The sequence below is a fragment of the Bacillus sp. NP247 genome (assembly GCF_018966865.1).
Lineage (GTDB): Bacteria > Bacillota > Bacilli > Bacillales > Bacillaceae_G > Bacillus_A.
Window position 1 is genome coordinate 4088169 of sequence record NZ_CP076653.1, and the last position, 24764, is coordinate 4112932.

The 24764-nt window shown below is 35.3% G+C and carries 21 protein-coding genes and 2 pseudogenes; 10 read left to right on the forward strand and 13 right to left on the reverse strand.

Annotated elements, in window-relative coordinates; genetic code table 11:
• Positions 1–174: 174 nt before the first annotated feature.
• Positions 175–372 carry a hypothetical protein gene (locus tag KPL75_RS21350; RefSeq protein ID WP_000776287.1) on the reverse strand — a complete coding sequence of 66 codons (198 nt, stop codon included), beginning with the start codon at positions 370–372 and terminating at the stop codon, positions 175–177.
• A 151-nt stretch (positions 373–523) separates the two neighbouring features.
• On the opposite strand from KPL75_RS21350, the pseudogene KPL75_RS21355 reads away from it, so the two are divergent.
• The 3 genes and pseudogenes from KPL75_RS21355 (at position 524) to hmpA (ending at position 3679) form a co-directional block, all read left to right on the forward strand.
• Positions 524–1621: pseudogene (locus tag KPL75_RS21355) on the forward strand (site-2 protease family protein).
• 114 nt (positions 1622–1735) lie between these two features.
• On the forward strand, positions 1736–2254 hold the full coding sequence (locus KPL75_RS21360) for a hypothetical protein (protein WP_219917688.1): 519 nt from the start codon (positions 1736–1738) through the stop codon (positions 2252–2254).
• 216 nt (positions 2255–2470) lie between these two features.
• Positions 2471–3679, forward strand: coding sequence for an NO-inducible flavohemoprotein (gene hmpA / locus KPL75_RS21365; RefSeq protein WP_219917690.1), 1209 nt, complete (start codon positions 2471–2473; stop codon positions 3677–3679).
• Between the two features lie 30 nt (positions 3680–3709).
• Here the strand turns inward: hmpA and KPL75_RS21370 are convergent, their stop codons facing one another.
• Entirely contained in the window at positions 3710–4222 is a 513-nt protein-coding gene (locus KPL75_RS21370; protein WP_219917692.1) for a Crp/Fnr family transcriptional regulator, read from the reverse strand.
• Positions 4223–4392: 170 nt separating this feature from the next.
• On the opposite strand from KPL75_RS21370, the gene KPL75_RS21375 reads away from it, so the two are divergent.
• Positions 4393–4620, forward strand: a complete 228-nt coding sequence (locus KPL75_RS21375) for a hypothetical protein (RefSeq protein WP_000883004.1) — start codon at positions 4393–4395, stop codon at positions 4618–4620.
• 293 nt (positions 4621–4913) lie between these two features.
• Here the strand turns inward: KPL75_RS21375 and KPL75_RS21380 are convergent, their stop codons facing one another.
• From KPL75_RS21380 to KPL75_RS21390, 3 genes are all read right to left on the reverse strand, one after another.
• On the reverse strand, positions 4914–5714 hold the full coding sequence (locus tag KPL75_RS21380; RefSeq protein WP_002158631.1) for a sulfite exporter TauE/SafE family protein: 801 nt from the start codon (positions 5712–5714) through the stop codon (positions 4914–4916).
• 117 nt (positions 5715–5831) lie between these two features.
• Entirely contained in the window at positions 5832–6830 is a 999-nt protein-coding gene (locus KPL75_RS21385) for an inorganic phosphate transporter (protein ID WP_219917694.1), read from the reverse strand.
• A gap of 11 nt (positions 6831–6841) precedes the next feature.
• The gene (locus tag KPL75_RS21390; RefSeq protein WP_000231445.1) at positions 6842–7462 is read right to left on the reverse strand and encodes a DUF47 domain-containing protein; all 621 of its coding nucleotides are present in this window, start codon (positions 7460–7462) and stop codon (positions 6842–6844) included.
• A gap of 311 nt (positions 7463–7773) precedes the next feature.
• Between KPL75_RS21390 and KPL75_RS21395 the strand changes: the two genes are divergently transcribed.
• The gene (locus tag KPL75_RS21395; protein ID WP_219917697.1) at positions 7774–9816 is read left to right on the forward strand and encodes a transglycosylase domain-containing protein; all 2043 of its coding nucleotides are present in this window, start codon (positions 7774–7776) and stop codon (positions 9814–9816) included.
• Between the two features lie 120 nt (positions 9817–9936).
• Here the strand turns inward: KPL75_RS21395 and KPL75_RS21400 are convergent, their stop codons facing one another.
• From KPL75_RS21400 to KPL75_RS21410, 3 genes and pseudogenes are all read right to left on the reverse strand, one after another.
• Positions 9937–10365 (reverse strand): hypothetical protein, encoded by a 429-nt coding sequence (locus KPL75_RS21400; RefSeq protein WP_219917699.1) that lies wholly within the window; start codon positions 10363–10365, stop codon positions 9937–9939.
• A gap of 197 nt (positions 10366–10562) precedes the next feature.
• Positions 10563–12684, reverse strand: a pseudogene (locus KPL75_RS21405) (Gly-Xaa-Xaa repeat protein).
• Positions 12685–12921: 237 nt separating this feature from the next.
• On the reverse strand, positions 12922–14193 hold the full coding sequence (locus KPL75_RS21410) for an ATP-binding protein (RefSeq protein ID WP_219917701.1): 1272 nt from the start codon (positions 14191–14193) through the stop codon (positions 12922–12924).
• A gap of 160 nt (positions 14194–14353) precedes the next feature.
• On the opposite strand from KPL75_RS21410, the gene KPL75_RS21415 reads away from it, so the two are divergent.
• Complete coding sequence (locus KPL75_RS21415; RefSeq protein ID WP_219917703.1) at positions 14354–15202, forward strand: DUF72 domain-containing protein; 849 nt, start codon at positions 14354–14356, stop codon at positions 15200–15202.
• Positions 15203–15415: 213 nt separating this feature from the next.
• Here KPL75_RS21415 and KPL75_RS21420 read toward each other — a convergent pair whose 3' ends face one another.
• The 4 genes from KPL75_RS21420 to deoD form a co-directional block, all read right to left on the reverse strand.
• Complete coding sequence (locus tag KPL75_RS21420) at positions 15416–15610, reverse strand: DUF3924 domain-containing protein (RefSeq protein WP_016082292.1); 195 nt, start codon at positions 15608–15610, stop codon at positions 15416–15418.
• Positions 15611–15731: 121 nt separating this feature from the next.
• Positions 15732–16262 carry a tyrosine-type recombinase/integrase gene (locus KPL75_RS21425; protein WP_000806236.1) on the reverse strand — a complete coding sequence of 177 codons (531 nt, stop codon included), beginning with the start codon at positions 16260–16262 and terminating at the stop codon, positions 15732–15734.
• Between the two features lie 107 nt (positions 16263–16369).
• Positions 16370–18187 carry a sensor histidine kinase gene (locus KPL75_RS21430; protein ID WP_219917705.1) on the reverse strand — a complete coding sequence of 606 codons (1818 nt, stop codon included), beginning with the start codon at positions 18185–18187 and terminating at the stop codon, positions 16370–16372.
• Positions 18188–18388: 201 nt separating this feature from the next.
• Entirely contained in the window at positions 18389–19096 is a 708-nt protein-coding gene (gene deoD, locus KPL75_RS21435; protein ID WP_219917707.1) for a purine-nucleoside phosphorylase, read from the reverse strand.
• Between the two features lie 175 nt (positions 19097–19271).
• Here deoD and KPL75_RS21440 point away from each other — a divergent pair, with 175 nt between their 5' ends.
• Positions 19272–20066, forward strand: coding sequence for a hypothetical protein (locus tag KPL75_RS21440; protein WP_219917709.1), 795 nt, complete (start codon positions 19272–19274; stop codon positions 20064–20066).
• Between the two features lie 4 nt (positions 20067–20070).
• Here the strand turns inward: KPL75_RS21440 and mprF are convergent, their stop codons facing one another.
• Positions 20071–22650: a bifunctional lysylphosphatidylglycerol flippase/synthetase MprF gene (mprF, locus tag KPL75_RS21445; RefSeq protein WP_219917711.1), complete on the reverse strand. Its 2580-nt coding sequence runs from the start codon at positions 22648–22650 to the stop codon at positions 20071–20073.
• Between the two features lie 186 nt (positions 22651–22836).
• Between mprF and KPL75_RS21450 the strand changes: the two genes are divergently transcribed.
• The 3 genes from KPL75_RS21450 to KPL75_RS21460 all read left to right on the forward strand — a co-directional run bounded on the left by KPL75_RS21450 (position 22837) and on the right by KPL75_RS21460 (position 24760).
• Positions 22837–23226 carry a hypothetical protein gene (locus KPL75_RS21450; RefSeq protein WP_219917713.1) on the forward strand — a complete coding sequence of 130 codons (390 nt, stop codon included), beginning with the start codon at positions 22837–22839 and terminating at the stop codon, positions 23224–23226.
• A 22-nt stretch (positions 23227–23248) separates the two neighbouring features.
• Complete coding sequence (locus KPL75_RS21455) at positions 23249–23740, forward strand: YpuI family protein (protein ID WP_219917715.1); 492 nt, start codon at positions 23249–23251, stop codon at positions 23738–23740.
• Between the two features lie 105 nt (positions 23741–23845).
• Entirely contained in the window at positions 23846–24760 is a 915-nt protein-coding gene (locus tag KPL75_RS21460; RefSeq protein WP_219917716.1) for a superoxide dismutase, read from the forward strand.
• Positions 24761–24764: the final 4 nt, after the last annotated feature.

Here is a 24764-nt window from a genome sequence, read left to right on the forward strand (position 1 = left end):
TAATCAGTGGGGGGCATCCACCGCTGATTATTAGCACGACTCCCACCTAACTTCTTTGCTCCAGCCGAATTTCGAGGTGGAATTCTTACTGCCTGCAAATAGCGGGCAGTAAGAATCATAAAGTCTATATGGCCTTTCCTAGGAAATGATAATAGAGGGGAAAGATCCCCTCTATTATTTTGCTTTTGCAGATGGCTCATTCATTGATTTTCGTGTAATTAGAAAGGAAATCATAAGAGCAGAAAGAATAATAAGGGCTATAAATAAGTGATTTGGCAACCAATCTAATAATAATACGTAACTGACGGTATAAAAAATAAGAGTTGAAGCTAAAAACGATAGAGCGCCTATCATAAGAGATTGTAATTTCATTTGTATTTACCTCCTTTTATTTTTATTTTTGGCTAAAAATGGATGAAATAAACATTATTTCTAACAATGGAAAAAAATATGTCATAATAGAGAAAAGAATAAGTTTTGATGAGTGTATATGGCTCAGTAAAGCGAGATAAAGGAGAGGAATATGAAAAATAATAAAAAAGGGTTATGGGGAATTATTGTTGCAATAGGGTTATTTTTACTATCTAAGTTAAAATGGGTATTTGCAATTTTTAAGTTAGCAAAATTTTCAACAGTATTTAGTATGTTTTTATCGCTTGGTGCATACGCAGTCATATATGGTTGGAAGTTTGGGGTAGCACTCGTGTATTTATTGTTTGTACATGAGATGGGGCATTTATGGGCAGCGAGAAAGAAAGGTATACCAACATCGCCAGCAATCTTCATACCATTTATGGGAGCTCTTATTGGGATGAAAGAGATGCCGAAAAATGCAAAAGATGAAGCTTACATCGCCTATATGGGACCTCTTTTTGGATTGCTTTCATTTTTACCCGCGATCCCACTGTATATAGTAACGAAAGAGCCGTTTTGGGCGCTTATTATTTTACTTGGAAGTATGATTAATTTCTTTAATTTAATTCCAGTTTCACCGCTAGATGGCGGACGAATCATTTCAGTTGTAAGTACTAAAATTTGGGGAGCCGGGCTTGTTTTACTACTAGGCTATTCAATTTACTTTAAAAGTATTTTGGGAGGATTTATTGTTATTATCGGCTGTATGGAATTATATAGAGTAATAAAGAGAGATGAGCCGATTAAGGAATTAGGATATAAAATCGATGGAATGAAAGAATATGTTGCTAGGCTTGAAGAGGAATTAAAAGAAACTGGTGCGGTGCATCGAACGATTTATATGATTCACCATGAGATGAATGTATTAAGATAAAGAGAACGTGAAAAAGAATTAAAAACAGGAGAACTTCAAAAGATTGAAGTGCTAGAGTACCTTTTACCAAAATTTGAGCCACTTGATTATGTCCCATATGAAGATGAAAAAGAAATGCATACAATTCATATAAGAGAAGCATTTGGAATGTCAGAAAGAAAATTAAATGAATGGGCAACAGAAAAGGAACAACAAGAAAATTATTATAAAGTCGATACGAAAACGAAATGGACAGTATTTGCTTGTTATATCGGATTAATGGCTATACTCGGTTATACGGCTTATGAAGGTTATATTGTTTTACAAGAGCATTTACCAAGGAGAAGTTTGTAGAAAAACAGTGTCAAAATGAAAAGAAGGATTTAAACAGGAATTACATTTCTACGAGAGAATGTTACAAGTGTAACAGTACATTGTAATATTCATAGTAGAAAAGGGGTTCTGTATATGAAGAAATTGTTAAGTGTATTGGTAACTATTACTGTGATGGCAATAGCGAGCTATAGTCTTATGAAAGTACTATTATATTATGCGAATAAGTCTGCTGGAGTAAAGACAGTAGTACAAATAGAAGAGGTGCAAGAGAAGAAGAAGACACTCGATTTTGTTCGTACGACACATGAAAGTTATAATAATTTCTTGAATTATGGTAAGGCAGAGAAATATACAGATGGGGATTGGAAACATTTTAAACAATGGTTTCAAGAGCAAGAAGCCTCTTTAAAAAATATACATAAAGAAATAAAAAATGAAAAAATAAAACGCGATGTGAATAGAAGTTATGAAATTGTAAAAAAAGGTGTGGAGCTTCAGAATATGGAGTATGTAATCTATGCTCATCGCGTATATCATGACTTGGATATACATATGAATAAATATAAAGGTGAAACGAATATATGGGGGTATACAGAGTTTGGAGATGGGAAGAATATAAAAGTGATTGAACAAGTGATACAAGCAAAGTAGTAAGCTAGCTAGAATTCTAGTTAGCTTATTTTCTTTGAGTACGATTGGTGAGGGAGGGCGTATGTGAGACCTCCGTTCATTAAAATTTCACCATATATTTGCATTGTTCATATATTTTTCACAAAAACAACGTGTTAATAGTGATTAAAATCACAATATGTATTATACAATTCAGTTAAACTAAAAACAGTTAAGGAAATAGAGGAGTGGGATACAATGTTAAGTGCAAAAACAATTGAAATCGTAAAGTCAACAGTACCGTTATTACAGGAAAAGGGCGTTGAAATTACAACGAGATTTTATCAAATTTTATTTTCGGAACATCCGGAGTTATTGAATATTTTTAACCATACGAATCAGAAAAAGGGAAGACAACAACAAGCGTTAGCAAATGCTGTATATGCAGCTGCAATGTACATTGATAATTTAGAAGCTATTATTCCAGTTGTAAAACAAATCGGTCATAAGCATAGAAGTTTAGGTATTAAAGCAGAGCATTATCCAATAGTAGGTACATGCTTACTACGAGCGATTAAAGAGGTCGCAGGCGCACCTGATGAAGTTTTAAATGCATGGGGAGAAGCGTATGGCGTCATTGCTGATGCATTCATTAGCATTGAAGCGGATATGTATGAAGAAGTTGCACATAAAGAAGGTGGATGGAAAGATTTCCGCAACTTTGTGATTGTTAAAAAAGTGAAGGAAAGCGACGTTATTACATCATTTTATTTAAAACCTGAAGATGGTGGGAAAGTTTCTTCATTCATCCCAGGACAATATGTAACGATTCAAATAAATATTGAAGGTGAAACATATACGCATAATCGTCAATATAGCTTATCTGATGCTCCTGGAAAAGAATATTATCGTATTAGTGTAAAGAAAGAAAAAGGTGTAGATACACCAGATGGTAAAGTATCTAATTACTTACATGATCATGTAGGGGAAGGAGATGTCTTACCAGTAAGTGCACCAGCAGGAGATTTCGTATTAAATATGGAGTCAACATTACCTGTTGTACTAATTAGTGGTGGAGTAGGTATTACACCGATGATGAGTATGTTAAATGCGTTAATTGAACAAAAATCAAAGCGTAATGTATGCTTTGTTCATGCGGCGATAAATAGTAATACACATGCGATGAAAGAGCATGTTGAGACAGTAGAAAAAGAGTATGAACAAGTTAAAGCATATACTTGCTATTCTTCACCGACAGAGCAAGATGTGGAAATGAAGAATTTTGATAAAGAAGGATTCACTGAACGTGAATGGTTACAAACTATTATTCCAACGACTGAAGCAGAATTTTATTTCTGCGGTCCAGTACCATTTATGAAACATATAAATGCTGCATTAATTGATTTGGGTGTTAAACAAGAGAACATTCATTATGAATTTTTCGGTCCCGCAGCAAGCTTACAATAGATTAAATTTGAACAAGCGAAAAACGAGGTATTATTTTACCTCGTTTTTCGCTTGTTCTCTTAATAATCGATTTACTGTTTCACGGCGTACACCTATGAGCTGACCAATTTCAGTTTGTGTTAATATTTCATAAATAGGGATGTCACCTAAATATAAAGTGAACCACTCTTGTAAACGATGAAGGCGCTCTTTAGGAGAGACAGTTGTCAATTGATCGATACGCTGTTGCATCATTCGTAATTTCGATTGTAATTGCATGGCGATATTTGCATATGATGCAGGATTTGCCTGAAGTTTATCGTACCAGTCATTACTAATTATAGGCTCAACTTCTGTTTTCATTAAAGCGATAGCTGTACCGTGATATTCCTTTGGTGAGATTAAAGAATGGTGAGGTATCGTTTCACCAGGAACGATAATATTAAATAAAAATGGTGTTCCGTCTTCTTCTAATCGAATAACTTTTAATAAACCTGTTTTTATAAAGTATAAAGGACCGTCCTCACCTTGACGGAATAATATATCTCCCTTATGTAGAATCAATGTTAGCCCCCCATTAAAACATTTCTATTTCTTATATTTTAGCGTATATGTATAAAGATAATATGCTTTTTAAACAGCAATTTCATTGACGAAATGTATGCTATTACAGTAGTATACTATTTAGTGTGTAATAGTACTAGCAATGAATACGCTGTAGGGGGTTTAGTATATTGTTAGATGCGATGAAGATGACGGATATGAGAATTCCGGCGAATGCTATCATTCATGTAGAAGAGATGAAAGGTGGAGTCGTTTTATCCGTTGAAATAGACGGCCAAATTATTTATACGATGGCTTATGATGAAGAAACAGATAGTTATGCTGAATTATATGATCGAAACGATAAGAGGGCGTGCCAAGTACATGAAGACTTTATGGGATGGTCACTTCTTCACTAAAAAGATGTCAATATGACATCTTTTTTTATTGAATCGATAGATTATACAAAGAAATGAAATATAAGGATAAAATTTGTAATAAATGATTTTGCATTGTTAGCACTTTGTAACTGTAAGATAACTGCTTTTTCGCTATCATAAGGATAACAGTCATAGCTATAGGAGTGATCAACTTGAAGAAAGTACATATTTCGAATTTTATGCTATTAAGTGTTTGTTTAGTTTTATTTGTTCTCCTAGGAGCCTTTTTATATTCATGTGTATAAGAAAAAACGCATTCTAGAAAGAGCGCGTTATAAAAATGAAGTAATGATTAATCTAGTTCCAAGAATAATTAATGTGATACGTAATAAATTAATTACTGCATTACCGCTTAATTTCGTGTTAATATAAGCCCCGATTTTCCCGCCAATCCATGCACCAGGAATAAGAATTAATGCATAAGCCCAGCTGACATTTCCTAGAGAGATGTGAGTTAAAGAACTTACAATTGCTGAGAGAAATACGATAAACATTGAAGTTGCTACAGCAATGTGTGCTGGGAACGCAAAAAGAAGCATCATCGCTGGCACAAGTAAGGCGCCACCACCGATTCCGAATAATCCGGATATAAATCCAACTATAAAGGCAATAAAGATAGCGAGAAATGGTGGGAATTGATAGTCTACAGTATTTCCTTCGTTATCTGTAAAAGATCGCTTAATTACAGTCATATTTGATAGGGAAAGAGGTTTCAATTTGTCTCGTAGTATAAGAAGAATGGAGACGAATATAAGAAAAATCCCAAAGTATAAAGAAAATGTATCTTGGTTTAAAAATTTGTTTGCCCATGATCCGATAATACCACCAGGGCCACTCCCGATAAATAAAATAAGTCCACTTTTATAATCTACTCGTTTATGTTTCATATAAGTAAGGGTAGAAGACAGCCCTGTAAAAACGACTGTTACCATAGAAGTTCCTACTGCGAGTTGTGGTGATAAACTGTGTAATCCAATTAATAACGGAACGATAATAATTCCGCCTCCAAGCCCGACTAGGCTCCCGACTGTCCCAGCGATTAATCCGATGAAAAGTAACATGATGTATTCCAAAATTGCCAACTCCTCTATATAACTTATCCATCAATCATTATACACGCTTTTTAATAAAAAATAGGTTTGTTCACAAAAAAGTCGTCTTCCTAGAAAAATAAGGAAGACGACTTTTGATTAAAAGATTAAGTGTAATAAGTAGTAAAATAATGCAGCTAAAGAAGCTGAAATAGGAAGTGTAATAACCCATGTAATTAACATGCGTTTTGCAGTTCCCCATTTTACACCTTTCACACGATGTGAAGCACCAACCCCTAAAATAGAAGAAGAGATAACGTGCGTTGTACTAACCGGTAAGTGAATGAATGTTGCACCGAAAATAACAAGTGATGATGATAAATCGGCAGCTACACCATTTACAGGACGAATTTTCATAATTTGTCCACCGACAGTTTTAATAATTTTCCATCCACCGACAGAAGTACCAAGCCCCATTGCGATTGCACAAGATAATTGTACCCAGAACGGGATGTCGCCAGAAGTATGATAGTTATTAGCCATAAGAGCCATCGTAATGATTCCCATTGCTTTTTGTGCATCATTCGTACCGTGTGTATAAGCTTGTAATGCTGCAGTGAAAATCTGGAATATACGGAAGTTTTTGTTCGTTTTCGTTAAGTTAAAGTTTTTAAATACCACTTTAAAAATACTATATACGATGTAACCAATAACAAAAGCGATAATCGGTGAAATGATTAAAGCTTCAAGAATTTTTATAAACCCTTTATAGTTTAATGAGCTAATACCAGCAGCAGCAATTGCTGCACCTGCAATTGCACCAATAATCGCATGGGAAGAACTACTTGGAATACCATAGTACCAAGTAATCAAATTCCAAGCTATTGCCGCAAGCAAAGCAGCTAAAATTACAAGAGAACCATTTTGCAAGGCAAATGGGTCAACGATATCTTTTGTAATCGTTTTTGCTACACCTGTAAATGTCATCGCACCTAAAAAGTTCATAATAGCTGCCATAATAATTGCATGTCTAGGCTTTAGAGCTTTCGTTGAAACAGCCGTTGCAATAGCGTTTGCTGTATCGTGAAATCCATTGATAAAGTCAAAAGCTAAAGCGCAAATGACTACTAAAACGGTCAGTATCAAGAGTGTATCCATGATCAAACTCCTTACGCGTTCTTCATAATGATTGTTTCTAATACGTTTGCAACGCTTTGACAGCTATCAGCTACTTCTTCAAGCTCTTCGTAAATCTCTTTAAATTGAATAATCTTAATCGGATCTTTCTCACGAGAGAATAAGTGCTTAATCGCATGACGGCGAATATCATCACATTGTGACTCGTAATCCTTAATTTTAATCGCATTTGTACGAATATCGACTAATTTCTTTTTAGATAGTAATTCAACAGAGTTTGCAATTTCAATCGCACATTGATTAATTGCTTCTACAAATTTAATCATGTATTCATCAGCTTCTGTAATAGAATACATTTCGAATAGACCAGCACTATGATCTAATCCGTCTAATACATCATCCATACTCATTGCAAGCTGTAGGATGTCTTCACGTTCAATAGGAGTAATAAACGCTTTGTTTAGCTCCATAATGATTTCGTGAATGAATGAGTCACCTTTTGACTCATACTCTTTCATGCGCATAGAAAACTCTTTTAAATCGCTAGCATTTTTAATTTTATACTCCACGAAAAACTGCGCGCCTTCTTTTAAATTTTCGGAAACATTCATTAGCATTTCAGAAAATTTATCTTTCTTTGATTTAAAGACCATTATTGTTACCCCCACAAAAGTAATATATGTAAAATATATTGGCTAATCAATTCTAACAAAAAACTGTCGTTTTTTAAAACATTTTATCGAAAAGTTTACAAAAACTTAACATAACTCTCATTGTTGTATTAATAATATTAATACTGAATAGTGAATATCTTACTTGTAGAATGTCCTTTTCTTGTGAAAAGTATGAATGTGAAAGAAAAGCTTTACACTATAGGAACGAGTACGTTATTATAATAAATTTAAAAGGAGGTATATTCTTCCTTTTAAAAAGAAGAGTGTAAACAAATGAAGGAAGTGAACGAATGAAATTGAAGAACACTCACTTTAAAAAAACGCTTGAGTGGTTCAATGAGAGGAAGAAACTACGCAATTCATTAATTATATTGGGAAGTTTACTTGTTACTCTATTTATTGTTGTAAATATAATAATTTCCATTCAAGATATATCTGAATTAAAACAAGCTGTTCCACAACCGACTTTAATTTATGATGCAAATAATGAAGTTGCGACTAAATTAGCTTCTTCTAAAACAGAAGGGGTCAAAAGGAAAGATATTCCTGATATTATGGTTCAAGCAATTGTTGCAGTAGAAGATAAGGAATTTTTTAGTCATCATGGTATTTACTATAGTGGAATCATAAGCGCTGTATTTAAGAACATTACAGCTGGTGAAGTTGTGGCTGGTGGTAGTACAATTACACAACAACTTGCAAAAAATGTATTTTTAACACAAGATCGCACATACTCACGTAAAATAAAGGAATATTTTTTAACAAAAAAAATAGAGCGTACTTATTCAAAAGATGAAATTATAGAAATGTATATGAATCAAATTTATTTTGGTGAAGGTGCTTGGGGGATAAAAAGAGCAGCCAAATCTTATTTTGATAAAGATGTAAAAGACTTAACAATTTCAGAAGCTGCAACGATTGCAGGATTAATTAAAGCGCCATCTGCGTATTCGCCGTATAAAAACTTTAATAAATCCATTGAAAGACGTAATGTCGTATTAAGTTTAATGAAGGAACAAGGATATATTTCTGAAGAACAATATAATCAGGAGAAAGAATCAGGTCTTGTATTACGACGTGGTGTTGACGATAAATATAAGGGGAAATATTCTCAATACGTAGATTATATTGTTAGAGAAGCGATGGACAAGTATGAATTAACACAAAATGAAATTTTAGCAGGTGGTTATCGTATTTATACGGAACTTGACCCGAAAAAACAACAAGCGGTTGAAGATGTTGTGAATAATGATAGTTATTTTAAAGATAGTGGTTCAGATCAGCTTATGCAAACTGGAGTGGTCCTTATGAATCCAAAAACTGGCGGTGTTCCAGCTTTAGTTGGAGGTAGAGGGCCTTATCAATTTTTACAGTTTAATCATGCAACACAATTAAAAAGACAGCCAGGTTCAACGTTAAAGCCTCTTGCAGTGTATGTACCAGCATTAGAGCAAGGATATGAAGTATACGATGTATTAAAAGATGAACCGTTTAATATTAAAGAATATGCACCACAAAATAGTGATCATACGTTCCATGGGAATGTGACGATGTATGAAGCGGTGGCAAAGTCATATAATGTTTCAGCAGTTTGGCTATTAGAGCAAATAGGATTAGATAAAGGATTGAAATCTTTAGAGCGGTTTGGTATTCCATTAGAGCCTGAAGACCGTACGTATCCGATTGCTTTAGGCGGGATGCATGTAGGTACATCTCCATTTGTAATGGCCCAAGCATATAGTACATTTGCAAATGATGGTGTTCAAGTGGAGGCCCATGCAATTAGAGAAATTCAAAACGCTGAAGGTGAAACGATTGGGAAATGGTATAAGAAAGAGACACGGGTGACGAGTGAGAAAATTGCTCAAAAGATGACATATTTATTAAAAGGTGTTGTCGAAAAGGGAACAGGTGAAAAAGCGAAAGTTAATAATGTTGATACGGCGGGTAAAACAGGTACTACTCAAATTGTAAATGGTCCAAGAAATGGTGCAAAAGATTCATGGTTTGTTGGATATACGCCAGATTTAGTAGGTGCGATTTGGGTAGGATATGATAAAACTGATAGCGAGCATTATGTTCCGGGAGGGAGTCAAATTACGACGACGATGTTCCGGGATATCATGAAAAAAGCAAATGTAAATCCAGCTCAAAAAGCATTCCAGTTATCGCTAATACCTGAGGCTGACTACAAAAAACAATTGCAAACAATCGAAGAGGAAAAACGAAGAAAAGAAGAAGAGAAGCGAAGGAAAGAAGAGGAACAACAAAGAAAACAAGAGCAGCAAGAGTGGTTTGATAAAGTGAAAGAGTGGATTCCATCATTTTGGTAAAAGAAAGAGGCGAATAACGAAATTCGCCTCTTTTTCGTATGGAAAATAAAGTGAAACTTCAATCATTAGGGGGTGTTTATCCACCACTAATGATTAGCCCATACTAATCGGGAAATGATATTACTCGTTTAGTATAATGTTCGTACTGTCAAAGGATTGAGAATCGTATGTGATAATGATTTTGCCTTTACTAACAGGTTCGTAAGGTAATTCTTCTTCATAACTACCATTATTTTCATTGTGGATAGAAAGCGTGATTTCATCAATTTCTCTATTTATATACTGATCTTTAATCGTTTCAGCAATTTGAAGTAGCGTTTCGTAACTAGAAGCTTTCGTAATAAGCATCCCTTTTATAACCTTTTTTTCATTATTTGTTGCATTGGAATAAGGGATGTTGCTTTGTTTTGTATACAAAAGCTTGTATGGAACTGTTTTTCTCTCTGCTTTTGATATAGTGGAATATTTTAGAGTTAAAAAAAATCCTACACATAAAATAATGCATACCATAAGAGCAATCCAAATGCGTATCAGTGACATAACTCTCATTTTCATCCCTCTTTCATATCTTTGACTTCACTATTTATCATACAAAATGAGGATTAAGATAGAGTAAATTTGAGGTAAAGAAACGTAAAGAAGGAGCACTTATCCTCCCAAATAAGTGCTCCTTTCTATATAAAAAGAGAAATTTAATCCACAGTCAAATGATGCATATTATTATAAATACGCTTATTTAGTGAAAATTAGTAAATTCGGAAGACAGTTAGTACAGCAGTTGTTTCACCTGTGTTTGGAATAGAGATAGTATTTGCTGTAGGTTGTACAGATATTGTTGTGCCAGCTGTTAAAGTGATAATCGTTGAGAAAGAAACCGCACTACCGATAACGTTAGTTGAAAAATTACGACTAGGTGGTTGGCCGTTAAACGAAAGACCGAAGCCAAATGGTGAAGAACCTGGGAAAGTTGTAGATGCAGAGAAATTAATATCGTATACACCAGTTTCTAAAACAGTTAGAGTATCAGAACCATTATAGGAGATGTTTGTTAATTCGAATGTTTCATTGAATTGTATATTGCTTCCTGGTGATACTGTTTGTGCATTTGTGTTTCCTAATACAGCTGTAGTTACAGGAATTGGAGTACCCGCTGGTCCAGTAGCGCCAGTAGCACCTTGAGCGCCCGCCGCACCTTGAGCACCAGTAGCACCTTGAGCACCCGCTGGACCTTGAGCACCAGTAGCACCTTGAGCGCCCGCCGCACCTTGAGCACCAGTAGCACCTTGAGCGCCAGTAGCACCTTGAGCGCCCGCTGGACCTTGAGCACCAGTAGCACCTTGAGCACCAGTAGCACCTTGAGCACCAGTAGCACCTTGAGCACCCGCTGGACCTTGAGCACCAGTAGCACCTTGAGCGCCCGCCGCACCTTGAGCACCAGTAGCACCTTGAGCACCCGCTGGACCTTGAGCACCGGCACCTTGAGCCCGGCACCTTGAGCCCGGCACCTTGAGCACCAGTAGCACCTTGAGCGCCAGTAGCACCTTGAGCACCCGCCGCACCTTGAGCGCCCGCTGGACCTTGAGCACCAGTAGCACCTTGAGCACCCGCTGGACCTTGAGCACCTTGAGCACCTTGAGCGCCCGCCGCACCTTGAGCACCAGTAGCACCTTGAGCACCCGCTGGACCTTGAGCACCAGTAGCACCTTGAGCGCCCGCCGCACCTTGAGCACCAGTAGCACCTTGAGCACCCGCTGGACCTTGAGCACCAGTAGCACCTTGAGCGCCCGCCGCACCTTGAGCGCCCGCCGCACCTTGAGCGCCCGCCGCACCTTGAGCACCCGCCGCACCTTGAGCACCAGTAGCACCTTGAGCACCCGCCGCACCTTGAGCACCAGTAGCACCTTGAGCACCCGCCGCACCTTGAGCACCAGTAGCACCTTGAGCACCAGTAGCACCTTGAGCACCCGCCGCACCTTGAGCACCAGTAGCACCTTGAGCACCCGCCGCACCTTGAGCACCAGTAGCACCTTGAGCACCAGTAGCACCTTGAGCACCCGCCGCACCTTGAGCACCAGTAGCACCTTGAGCACCCGCTGGACCTTGAGCACCAGTAGCACCTTGAGCACCCGCTGGACCTTGAGCACCAGTAGCACCTTGAGCGCCCGCTGGACCTTGAGCACCAGTAGCACCTTGAGCGCCAGTAGCACCTTGAGCACCCGCTGGACCTTGAATACCTTGAGGACCTTGAGGTCCAGTAGCGCCTTGAACACCAGCTGGTCCCTGAGCACCTTGAGGACCTTGAGCGCCAGTAGCGCCTTGAGTACCCGCCGGACCTTGAGGTCCAGTAGCGCCTTGAGCACCCGCCGGACCTTGAGGTCCGGTAGCACCAGTAGCGCCAGTTGCCCCTCCGCCAAGACAACCAGACCCAAATTGAACTAGGATAGTTTGGATCTCTGTAATGAGTTTAACTAGTTTGTCGATAGTACAGCAATCTACTTTGAATAACTTAGCGATATATAATAAATAGTTAAGCAGGATTTGCAGTTCAACGTATAATGCTCCGCATGAGAAGGGTTTTGTTTTTAAAATAGTTAATAAGTTAGCGATAATAGAATTTCCAATCTTTTCTTGAGCGGGTGATAAATCTAAGCAATTGAGGAATTTTTGTAGGTTATTTAGGATATCGATAAGTTTATCGATATTAGCTTGAGAAGGATTTTGGAATACAGCTTGAATATTTTCACCAAGGGCTTGAAGAAGTCGAGCAAACTCTTTCAGTTCGGACTTAGAGATGTTAATAAAACTGCAAGCTCTTACTTCGCAACAATCATTACCATAGAATACTTTCCCTTTATTTTTGTTAATCATCTTTTCATTCCTTTCTATATATAGAGTAAATAGTCATTACTATATAATTAAATGAAAATTAAACTAAATTTGTAATGGACAATCTACCATTTCCCAAAAAATAAGAAGTTTACCTACTTAGCAAGAATAATTAAGAGATAGAGAAAGATTTATAAGAAGATTAAGTTAAAATAAAAAACTGCAAACCAATTGTTATATATTACGTAACAATTGGTTTGCAGTTCGTGGAACAGTCCATCATTTGTATTGATTCATTCTTTCATGGTTTGTTTTAGATAAAGTTGGAATAGAAATAATGAAAGTTGTACCGGCTGGATTACTAGTCATTTTTAATGTACCGTTATGATTTTGAATGATTTTCTTCGTTACTGATAGGCCCAGTCCTGTTCCTGAATCTTTTGTTGAGAAGAATGGGTCAAAGATATATTCTTGAATAGCTGGAGGAATACCAGTTCCGTTATCTGTGAAAGTAATCCGAACAAAGTTATCTAGGCGATAACTAGTGATTTGAATAGAAAGAGGTTTTTCGCCTTGAGCATCAACAGCGTTTTGAAATAGGTTTAAAAACACTTGAACAAGTTCATGGCGATCAATATGGACTAAAATATCATCTAATTCATTAGAAAAATTATAATCAATTGAAATGTTATGCAAGAAGACCTCACTTGCTAGTAGCTGTTGAATATATTCACGTAAAAATGTATTAATGGGAAACGGTTCTCTTTTAAATTCGCGTGTTTTCGATATAGATAAAAATTTTGTAATAATACTATTTGCACGATCTAATTCAGGAATAAGTAAGTTTTTAAATAATTCTTTATTTGATGGAGACACGCTCTCTTGTAAAAATTGTAAGTATCCCCGTACTGTTGTAAGAGGGTTGCGTACTTCATGTGCAATCCCGGCGGCGATTCGTCCTGCTAATGAAAATTTCTCTGCATCACGTTCTGTGTTTAAATAATGAAAAACGCTAATAACTCTAAAAATTTCTCCATTATAATCGCGAATAATTCGATTATTAATAATGCCATAGTTTTTGTCTAAAACCTCTTCATTATATATTTCGATTCCTGTTTTTAAGGTTTCAATAGCTTTAATTTTTTCTTCAGGTAAGTTAAGCAATTGTTGAATTGGCTTTCCAATTATTTCGTTTCGTATTACACCAAAATCATCTGCAGCAGCTTGATTACATAATGTAATATTCCCTGTATTATCAATAAAGGTTACATGATGTGAAAAAGCATCAAAAATATGAACAAAGTGTTTTTCAAGTTGTTCAAATAAAAATAATGAATCGCAAGTAAGTTGAAAATCAGCTTCTTTATTCTCTTTTCGTATGCTTTGAATAAAATGGTTTGTTCTTGTTTTCTTTATTTGCAAACCAATAAGTGGATTTTTATATGTGAAATGATGCGGCAATTGATTCACAAGTTCTTCATAAAAACGTACTTTATTTTCTAGTTCTTCTATTCGTTTTTCATGAGATAAAATATCATCGGTTGGAAGCATAAATAAATAACCCCTCAATTTAAAAATTCTTCCATTTAGTATATCATATTTTTATACAGATACTCTTAAAGAAAGAGCTACTTAATGAATTTGATTAACCAAGATGATTGGGAAGTCAGTGGAATGAATATCAGATGAAAGTTGAAAAGGAGGAATATGATTGTTTTTCATTGGAGTGACAGGTTGGGGAGATCATGATTCTTTATATATAGATCCCTATGAAAATAAAAATAAATTACGAACATATAGTGACCATTTTCCTATTGTCGAAGTGGATAGTTCATTTTATGCGATGCAACCGGTACGAAATTATACAAAATGGGCGATGGAAACACCGAAAGACTTTTCTTTTGTCGTAAAAGCGTATCAAGGAATGACAGGGCATATGAAGGGAGAAACTCCTTTTTCGACGTTTGATGAGATGTTTGATGTGTATAAACAATCGATTCTTCCTTTAATAGAAGCGAGCAAATTAAAAATGATTTTATTTCAATATCCACCATGGTTTGATTGCAAAAAGAAAAATGTAGATTTCCTTCGATATACGAAAGACAAAATGGAGGGTTTGCCGTGTGCTATAGAGTTTCGAAATCAAACATGGTTTTATCCAGAAATGAGAGATAAAACGCTACAATTTTTAGAGAAGGAAAAATGGATTCATACAATTTGTGATGAACCGCAAGCGGGACTTGGTTCGGTCCCGCTCGTATTAGAGGCGACGGATTCAAATATAACATTAATTCGATTTCATGGTCGAAATATTCATGGCTGGCTGGATAAAGGAGAAAATTGGAGGGCGGTTCGCTGTTTATATCGCTACAATAATAAAGAATTGGAAGAATGGGCAGAACGACTAGAGCAATTAAAAAAGAAGTCAAAGGACATATACGTATTATTTAATAATAATTCGGGCGGCGATGCAGCGGATAATGCGAAACAACTTATGAAAATAATGAACATTACATATGGTGAGCCCAAGCCTGAGCAATTAAATTTATTTGAACGATGATAAACAAGAAAGGCACTGTACAAACAGGGGGAATGTACAGTGCCTTTCTATATGAAAAAGAGGGGTAACAATGTTACTGAGCGTTTGGTTGATTCATCAATTGTTGGCTTCGTAATAAATGATAATGGTTATCATTATCATTGTCAATAGTTTTTCGGAAAATATGTAAAAAACTTTTTATATTTATTTTTTGAAAAGAAAAAAGAACAGCGATTAATGCTGTTCTTTTCCATTGACGAATTGTTGTAAATCAAAAGGAGTTATCGCTTGGATAAATTCTTTTGAGATAAGTGTTTGAACAAGAGTGCTCTCAGAAATGCTAGCACCTGTTTTCTTTTCATAAGCTTGTTTTAATAAATCGAGTTTTTCAGCCGTTTCTTGCGGTAATTCAATTGTAAGTGTGTTCATAATTTCTCCCCCTTATTATTAGAGTACCACTACAGTATAGGAGAGACAAGAGAAGAGAATATGAAACATAAAAAAGGTTACCAGATTTATAAATGGTAACCTTTTTTATGTATAAGAGTTATTAAGCAATACCGATATACTTTAAAGTTTTGGATGGAGTACTGTGATCAAAGAAGTGTTGTAAAAATGCAATATCAACACCTGATTTGTATGCACAATAGCCCCAAGTTTTTCGAAGTGTATGTGAGCTAATCCCTTCTAATCCAACTTCTTTTGCAGCTTTGTTTAAAATGTACCATGCATGTTGTCTCGTAATAGATTTTGTTCCTTTTTGAGACTTTAATAATGGTTCATTACGTTTCCAAGTTTTACGTTCTTTCATGTAGTCTTCGATTGCGTGCTGTAAGTCTTCATTTACAGCAAACCATTTATGTTTCTTTACTTTTTCATTGTAAAATAAAATGGAATGGCGAACATTTTCATTTTCATCGATTACATCACTAACTTTTAATTGTAAGATTTCACTTACTTTTAAGCCAGAATTTACAGCTAATACGAATAATAAGCCATCACGTTTCGAAGATTGTAAAAGTATATTTTTGATAGTTTCTAATTGTTTTTCGTTTTGAATAGGTTGTCCTGCTTGTTTCATTTCACGCACTCTCCTCTTTTATATGTGTAAAGGAAAGGATTAACTTGTTTCTTACTATAAAGGGAGAGTGTGAATTTCATGTGAACTCCTAGTGAAATTAAGACAAATTATTTGACTTCTTTTACTTTTTGTAAATTAAAATAAAATACAACGCTATTAGTGGTATTATACACGCCGTATTCAGCGTGATGGAGATCTAAAATGTTTTTCACAATGGATAACCCAAGGCCAGTACCTCCAGTATGACGGCTACGAGAAGCGTCTAAACGGTAGAAGCGATCCCAAATTTTTTCAAGGCTTTCTTCTGGAATAGGATTACCTGTGTTTTCAATTTGGATTTTCACTGTATCTTCCGTTTCTATAACAGAGACGTGTATTTTTTCACCATCTGGAGTATATCGAATTGCATTGCTAAGTAAGTTTACAACGACTTGCTCAATACGGCTACGATTTGCTTTAACAAATAGAGAAGAGTCAGCATGGATGTCCACTTGTAAATGTTTTTCCTCCATGCTAAATAATAATTTTGTATAGACTTGTTGAATTAATTCACCGATCGAGAATGTCGACATTTCTAGTTTGTACGTACCTGATTCTAGTTTTGCTAATTCTAACATTTCAACAATGAGCCTGTTCATATTATCTGTCTCTTCCAAAATAACATTTGTATAATATGTCGTATCTTTACTTACGCCATCTTGAATACCTTCAGCGAAGCTACGAATAACACTAAGTGGTGTTTTTAATTCATGAGATACACCAGAAATGAATTCTTTTCTCGTTTTTTCCAATTGACGTTCGCGTTCAATATCTTGTTGTAATTTTGTATTGGCAACATTTAATCGGTCGATTCGATCTTTTAAATTTACAGAGAGTGTATTAATACCACTTGATAACCCGCCAATTTCATCGTCTGCCGTAACAGGTAACTTCTCGCTAAAATCAAAGTTGGCCATTTTTTTTGTAACACGATTTATCTTAATTAATGGTTTAACAATGATTTTTGAGTAGTAGAAGGATAACAAAATAATAACGAGAAACACGATAATTAAGGCATAGACATAATAATCTTTTAAAACGAGCATCGCTTCATTAACAGGTTGTAAAGATGCTATCGCAAAAGCGTACTCCTTAATTTCTCCGTTTTCCATAATAGGCTTTACAAAGACACTGTTTTTTATATTTTCCCCACTATCTAAAATATACGTGTTTAATTGATTTGAATTAGAAGTACCTTGTCTAATAGTTCTTGCAAAATATTGAACAGCTTGTAATGTTTCAAAATCCTTTGCAAGACGAACCTCAGTTTTGGAAGGAAGCTGTAATTTAGATATTACCCCAGTAAAATAGATTGGAGAACCAGTATTATTATATCGATTTTTAAGTTTATTTTTAGATGGATTACCACTAATGGATTGAAAATCTGAATTGAATTGTTCATTTTCCCATCTAGTATTATTAGTTATTAATTCTTGAGGTGTTATTATATTATTCGTTTGGAGTAGTCCGTCTACATAAATTATTCCATCTTTTTTTAATCCTAATTTTGCGAATTTATTATATTCTTCTGGTGTTAAAAGATTGTTAAGGGGGATGGAATAGGTTTTATTATTGTTAGGGTTAATCACATCAATGGAAAAACTGTTTTCACTTTTAATAATGCCGTTAGAATCTAAAAATTGCATTTCAGCATTCGTTTTATCGTGAAATTCTTGTTTTAGCTTTCTGATTTCCTCAAAACTTTTGTCGCTTTTTTCATAATTATCTACGAATTTTTCAAAAGCCGTTTGAACGGTTTTTACTTTTTTATTAATGTAAAACTTCTCTAAAAATAGAGATTGTCCAAGGAAAAAAAGGAGAAATATGATTGTAAATAAAGTTGATGTTAATAAAAATAGTTTAAAGACGATGCTTCTGTTCTTCACTGTTTCACCTCGTATGAAAAATACTGTAATATAAATGATTTCTTAATTATAACAAAGGTTATAAAAAAGTAGAGGGGATAAATCTGTCTCTCTCTAAAGTAGTTTTTTATAGAAAGTCACATAAAGAGAAGGTGCAGTGACTGTCGAAGTATTTTAGCATAAAAAAGAACTCGCCAGACGTATGACAAGTTCTTTAGTGTGCTATTGCTGAATTGCTGCATCTAAAGCGATTTCAATCATTTCGTTAAATGTAGTTTGACGCTCTTCAGGTGTTGTTTCTTCACCAGTGAAGATATGGTCGCTTACTGTTAATATAGATAATGCATTTACACCATATTTAGCTGCTAATGTGTAAAGAGCAGTCGTCTCCATCTCTACTGCTAATACACCGTAATTTCCAAGTTTTTTAACCATGTCCATGCTCTCACGATAAAATACATCTGCTGTTAATACGTTACCAACACGAACGTGTAATCCTTTTTCTGTTCCAGCATCGTAAGCTTTCTTTAAAAGATCAAAGTTTGCAGCAGGAGCGAAATCAAAACCTGGGAATGTTAAGCGGTTCATATTAGAATCTGTACAAGCCGTCATTGCAATAATAACGTCACGTACCTTAACATCTTTTTGAATTGCACCACATGTTCCAACACGAATTAAATTTTTCACTCCGTAGCTTTGAATTAATTCGTTTACATAAATAGAAATAGAAGGAACACCCATACCTGTACCTTGAACAGATACACGCTTTCCTTTATAAGTTCCAGTGAAACCTAACATGCCACGTACGTTGTTATAGCAAGTAACGTCCTCTAAAAATGTTTCAGCAATATATTTTGCACGTAATGGATCACCAGGTAATAGAATAGATTCAGCGATTTCGCCTTGTTTTGCTTCGATATGTACACTCATGAAAAGTCCTCCTTATTATGTATTGATAGAAATCAATATCATTTGCATTATACACTACGAATCCAGTCAATCAAAACCTTTTTAATATTTGTAATGTGTACAAAATAGGAGGATTTCATGAATCATCACCTAGAATATATATTTAAGAAGTTTTGCATGGATAGAGACAATAAAAATGGTAGGTGATATTTTGAAAAATCTTGTCATTGGGCTTATTGCACTAGTACTTATTGTGGCAGGAGGATTTTACATAAAAAAATATCAAGAAACTGTAGAAACGACCGGAGATGTTCAAGAAGTGAAATGGGATGTGAAAAATAAAAAGGGAAATGAAAAAGCCGATATTTCGTTTCAATTGCTAAATAAAATGAATAATGAAGTTCGTGGTGTGAACGATCAAATTCGAGCAGTGATAGTGGATGGGAATTTGAAAAACATACAACAAACGAAGCCTATATTTGCTGGAAATGGATCGTATAAGCTATCTTCAGATGTAGTGAAAGGTGAAGGGTACACGATATTTTTGTATGAAGATGAAAACAAGTCCGTGGAATCATTTGCTAAGAAAGATTTTGGTGAAGAAAAAAAGGAGAAAAACAAGGACAAGAATACAAAGAAACTACCTGTCGATACTGTACTTACAAAAAATATAGGAGAGCATCAAGTGTCTCTTTTATTTGGTGCATTACATCCGAATGAGGCAACGACATTAACATTTCAGTTTCAAGCGAAAAAGGGAGAAAAGCTGAAATTAAATTCAGGAAGAGGAGAAGTTGACGCTCTATATATCGTTGATGAGACGAGGGAGCATTTTTTATACGCCATTCCTGTTGATACGGATGAACAATTACAATATAGAATTACATTTCCTGAAGAAGGAACATATAAAATATGGGGAGATTTCTATATAAATGGTAAGAAATATACAAAAGAGTTTAGTATACAAGTGCAAAAACGAAAAAACAGCTAAGTACTTAGCTGTTTTTTCGTTTTCCTATTAATTTTGTTACAGCGAGCATTGTAATTGGTAAAGAATGATTCTTTCGAAATGCTAAATATTTTCCACTCCATGCAGGTTTGTATTTTTCTTTGAAATGTCGTAAACCGCTGAAGCTATATGTGTAACGAACGTTATTAAAGATTGCAGCGGCAACTCGTTCAGACCAGAACGATTGCGTTGATAAACCGACATTTGAGAGTGGTGCCATACCAATATTAAAGGAATGGTATTCATTTTCTTTTGCCCAGTGGAATAAGTGGATAAAAATTGCATCCATAATTCCGCTAGGTGCATCTGGATAATAACGCATTAAATCAACAGATAATATGCCACTTTGATATACTGGCATAAAGGTTGTGAATGCAATGATTTTTCCTTCTGCATCAGATAATGTAGCGATAGGGGCACGACTAATATATTCACGATCGAAGTACCCAAGTGAAAATCCCTTCTCTTTTTTTCCGCCGAGCCAAGCATCAGACACTTTCTTTAATTCCTCGTATAATTCGTCTGAGAATGGTGGCTTATGAATAGAGAATGTATAACCTTCTCGTTCAAAACGGTTGAAAGTAGCTCGCATACCAGCACGTTTTTTTCCTGTTATTGTAAACGTGTTTAAATCAACGACAGCCTCCTCGCCAAGTTTAAAGAAGTTGTAGCCGAAATCGTGGTATAAGCTCATCCATTTGCTTTCAATTTGATAGAATACGCAAATATACCCAAATCGATCAGCTTCAGCTAAAAATTCTTGCAACACAGTGCGGTAGGAGGATGGATCACCAATTGGATCACCTAGTACAACAAGACGTTTTCCAGTAATTGAAAAGAGAAGAAGTGCTTTTCCGTCACTACTGAAGAAGAACTGTTTATCTCCTAAAAAACCTAAATGGCTAAGTACGTTCCCACCATGTTCATCTAAGAAGTTTTCTAACCTTTTATCATTAGCTGGTTGCCCGGGAAATTGACTACGGTAACGGTTAGCAATTAGTGAACCGATAAGTAAAAAAGTAGGAACGAAAAAGGCTGCTGCTAATGCACTTCGTTTAACTTGTGTAATATTTCGAACGACAAAATCAGGTTGGAATGCTTCTTTTGCACCCGCAAATAAAATACCTAAGTTTTTATATAAATATAACGTGAGTAATAAGAAGATAAACACTTTTACGATGTCAGAAAGAGAGACTTCCATTTTCTCACGTACAAATCTTTTACGAAGCATATACAACACAGCAAGTACGATTAATAAAATAAAGGTTTCTTCAATATCAATTCCTTTTAGGGTATTAAAGATTGCTGCTCCAATTAAAGAAACAATCGTCATATAGTAAGAACGCTTTGTTCCATAATATATTCCTCGTGAAAGAATCAGGAGGAGAATACCGAATGTTAATGATAAGCTAAAAGAAAATTGAATAAGGTGCTTTGGAGCTAAAATATGTAAGGCGTGAGCTCGATTTATACTAGTCGGTAAAATTGTTGATAGAATAACCATTAAGCCAGCGAATAGGGTTAAAGCGGCGGATGCCCATGAACCTAATTTCCCTAAAAAATCACGTTGTAAAGTCCAAATTACACCAGTTGTTTCTAATGCAGGTGCAATAAATGGTTTGTCTTCAATTTTTTTTATGGCCGCTCCTGTCATTTCAAATGCTGCAAAAATGAGACCAAGGCAGAATGGTAAGATGTAATAGACAAGTCGATATAATAACATAGCGGGTAGTAATACGCCTGTATCAACTCCGTATTGTCCTAGTCCGGTTAAGAAAACAAGATCAAATGAACCAAGACCACCAGGGACAAGACTTACGACACCAGCTAAAGCAGCAATTACATAAACACCTAAAAACTTTTGAAATTCGATATCAATTCCAAATAATATTAAAATGACGTACATAACGATACCAGCAGATACCCACTCGACTAATGAAACTAATGAATATAAAACAGTTGGATTTTTCTCTTCTTCTTCTTGTCCGTCTGTCTGTTTTGTGTTTCTATTTTTAATTTTAGAAAACCCAATATATATTGGAACGAAAAGAGCAAAGAAGATAAGAACAGGCCATAACCACGGTTTTTCGTGCAGAATAAAACTAGTGTCTAATATTCCAATAAGGCCGAGGAATGAAAGAATGGCTAATCCATTAATAAAAGCGGTTGTCATCCAAGCAATGCTTTTAATAAGTTTCCCATTCTCTTTTATATGTGGACGATATAGCATTGTACGTACACCGGCACCAACAAGACCACCAAAACCGATAAATCCATTTAAAGTGTTTGCAATCCATGAGATACGGAAAATCTTTTGTACAGGTATATCTGCCTTTAAGTAACGAAGCATAACAAAGTCATAAAAGAACATTGTTGAAACGGCAAATGCACCGAGTGTAATCGCTAAAAATACCCCACCAGTTGGAATGTTTTTAATTGTTTCAATTGCTTCTAAAAAAGAAATGCCTGCTAATTCTTTTTTAGCTTGAAAGAAAACAATTGTTAAGACAACAAATGGGAAGATTATTTTCCCGATTTGTAAGAAACGTTTCCATGAAAACGACATAAATACAACTCTCCTTGTGTAAGAAAACTGAGACAATAATATTATTATGACAAACTTCAAGAAAAATAAAAAGGTAAATTCCTGTATAGGGAAGCTATTTTTTATATAGGTTATGTTTAAAAGAATATTTCGCTTATCGGAAAATTAAGTTAATATAAGATGAAAGAAGGAAGAGAGGGGAAGTAGATGATTATAATAGGTTATGCAGGATATGAGTTAGAAAAAGAAAAACCGAATACATCAGAAGATTTTTTTAATAGATCTGAAGTGACATATATATTAAATAATCAAGAGAAAACCTTTTCTGTCTTATATGTTCGATATTTTGAAGAAATTTTACAAGAAATTACCCCTTTTGAAGGAAATCCAGTTTATAAAGTAGAAGAACAAGACGTATATTTACGAGATATTGTAGCAATCGCTTGTTTAGTGAACAATAAAGATCTACGCGCGCAGAAGCGCTTGTATCTCAATGAAGTAACAGACTTTCAACGATACTTTGATGAGGGAACAGTGGTGAAAGTACAAGAAATATTAGCTGAATTACATAAAAATAAAAGAGTAGAAATAGCGTGAAATGGCAAAGGAGAGAGAAGAAATGTCTAATTTGATGGTTGAAAATCAAACAGAACAAGTTTCTGTATTTTTAGAAGATGCGATTACTTTGATAACCAATTATGTGAATTATCATACGTTGCCTTCTTTATTAGAAGAGACACCAACTGGGAACGAGCAATATTATAAAGGGTTATTAGCATCAATGAGACGTCTCCTCGTTTTTTGCGAAGAAGGACATGATGCATGTTTTGTTTTGTTGAATAGCCAACCATTTCGAAAAACAGCAGCTGAAAAAATTTTATATAAGATATATCATCAAGTAATTGCAGAGTTTTTTTCACCGAAGAGTGATCATTGGTATGAAAATAGTCGGTCTGCATATACAGGGAAAAATTCTATTGTTTTTCAACAAATACCACCTGCATCTATAGAGCAGGTGATGAAGAATTTAGAAGGTAAATTTCAAGCGATGCGTGAAGAACTAGAATATTATGAGACAGATTATCAAACGAAGATGTTACACAAATACTAATTAAGGAAAAGAAGCTAAGGAGACTTAGCTTCTTTTCCTTTTGTACAGTTATATAAGGGATTTTCATTGAATATATTTAAGTGGATAGCAATAAGGAGGTGTAACATGAGTCAGCAAGGTGTATTTACAGATTACTTTCATGAAGTAGAAAGTTGGTGTGAAAGTGTTCTTCACGTATTAGATAGCCGTGCAATGGAAGTGTATGATGTCCATATGCTTGCTTATAAAATTCAGACGTTATTAGAGCGTATGAAAGAGCATGAATACGACACAGATGCCGAGTTTATGTATGAAATAAGTGATGATGTAGAACATATTCAACACCATTTACAGGAAGTGTTTATGCAAGAAGGAGAGGAATATGAACTATGTGAAAGAGGGGATAGTGAACGAGCTGTTCCGATCGGGGGGCATACCCTTCCGCCATTACCTTATCCATATAACGCGCTAGAACCGTACATTTCACGAGAAATTATGATGTTACACCATGATAAACATCATCGTAGTTACGTGGAAGGATTAAATAAAGCAGAGAAGATGATGGAAGAAGCGAGAAAAACAAATCAATTTGATTTAATTAAGCATTGGGAAAGAGAAGCGGCTTTTCATGGATCAGGTCATTACTTACACACGATATTTTGGAATAACATGAAAAAAGATGGTGGTGGAAGTCCGAGAGGGGCTTTTTCACAACAAATTGAGCAAGATTTCGGAAGTTTTTTACGTTTTCAAAAACATTTCACAGAAGCAGCTTCTAAAGTAGAAGGTTCAGGCTGGGCGATTCTCGTTTGGGTCCCCCGATCTGGAAGGTTAGAAATTTTGCAGAGTACACTTCATCAATTGTTTACACAATGGGATACGATACCGCTCCTTGTACTAGATGTATGGGAGCATGCGTATTATTTACAATACCAAAATCGAAAAGATGAATATATTAAAAACTGGTGGAATGTTGTAAATTGGCCTGATGTAGAAAAAAGATTTGAAACTGCGAAACAAATTGAATGGACACCATATTAGACGC

Excerpts from the sequence above, each read along its gene's own strand:
- KPL75_RS21350 (WP_000776287.1), bottom strand. The coding sequence starts at position 372 with ATGAAATTACAATCTCTTATGATAGGCGCTCTATCGTTTTTAGCTTCA.
- KPL75_RS21360 (WP_219917688.1), top strand. The coding sequence starts at position 1,736 with ATGAAGAAATTGTTAAGTGTATTGGTAACTATTACTGTGATGGCAATA.
- hmpA (WP_219917690.1), top strand. The coding sequence starts at position 2,471 with ATGTTAAGTGCAAAAACAATTGAAATCGTAAAGTCAACAGTACCGTTA.
- KPL75_RS21385 (WP_219917694.1), bottom strand. The coding sequence starts at position 6,830 with ATGGATACACTCTTGATACTGACCGTTTTAGTAGTCATTTGCGCTTTA.
- KPL75_RS21390 (WP_000231445.1), bottom strand. The coding sequence starts at position 7,462 with ATGGTCTTTAAATCAAAGAAAGATAAATTTTCTGAAATGCTAATGAAT.
- KPL75_RS21395 (WP_219917697.1), top strand. The coding sequence starts at position 7,774 with ATGAAATTGAAGAACACTCACTTTAAAAAAACGCTTGAGTGGTTCAAT.
- KPL75_RS21400 (WP_219917699.1), bottom strand. The coding sequence starts at position 10,365 with ATGAGAGTTATGTCACTGATACGCATTTGGATTGCTCTTATGGTATGC.
- KPL75_RS21410 (WP_219917701.1), bottom strand. The coding sequence starts at position 14,193 with ATGCTTCCAACCGATGATATTTTATCTCATGAAAAACGAATAGAAGAA.
- KPL75_RS21420 (WP_016082292.1), bottom strand. The coding sequence starts at position 15,610 with ATGAACACACTTACAATTGAATTACCGCAAGAAACGGCTGAAAAACTC.
- KPL75_RS21425 (WP_000806236.1), bottom strand. The coding sequence starts at position 16,262 with ATGAAACAAGCAGGACAACCTATTCAAAACGAAAAACAATTAGAAACT.
- deoD (WP_219917707.1), bottom strand. The coding sequence starts at position 19,096 with ATGAGTGTACATATCGAAGCAAAACAAGGCGAAATCGCTGAATCTATT.
- KPL75_RS21440 (WP_219917709.1), top strand. The coding sequence starts at position 19,272 with ATGGTAGGTGATATTTTGAAAAATCTTGTCATTGGGCTTATTGCACTA.
- mprF (WP_219917711.1), bottom strand. The coding sequence starts at position 22,650 with ATGTCGTTTTCATGGAAACGTTTCTTACAAATCGGGAAAATAATCTTC.
- KPL75_RS21450 (WP_219917713.1), top strand. The coding sequence starts at position 22,837 with ATGATTATAATAGGTTATGCAGGATATGAGTTAGAAAAAGAAAAACCG.
- KPL75_RS21455 (WP_219917715.1), top strand. The coding sequence starts at position 23,249 with ATGTCTAATTTGATGGTTGAAAATCAAACAGAACAAGTTTCTGTATTT.
- KPL75_RS21460 (WP_219917716.1), top strand. The coding sequence starts at position 23,846 with ATGAGTCAGCAAGGTGTATTTACAGATTACTTTCATGAAGTAGAAAGT.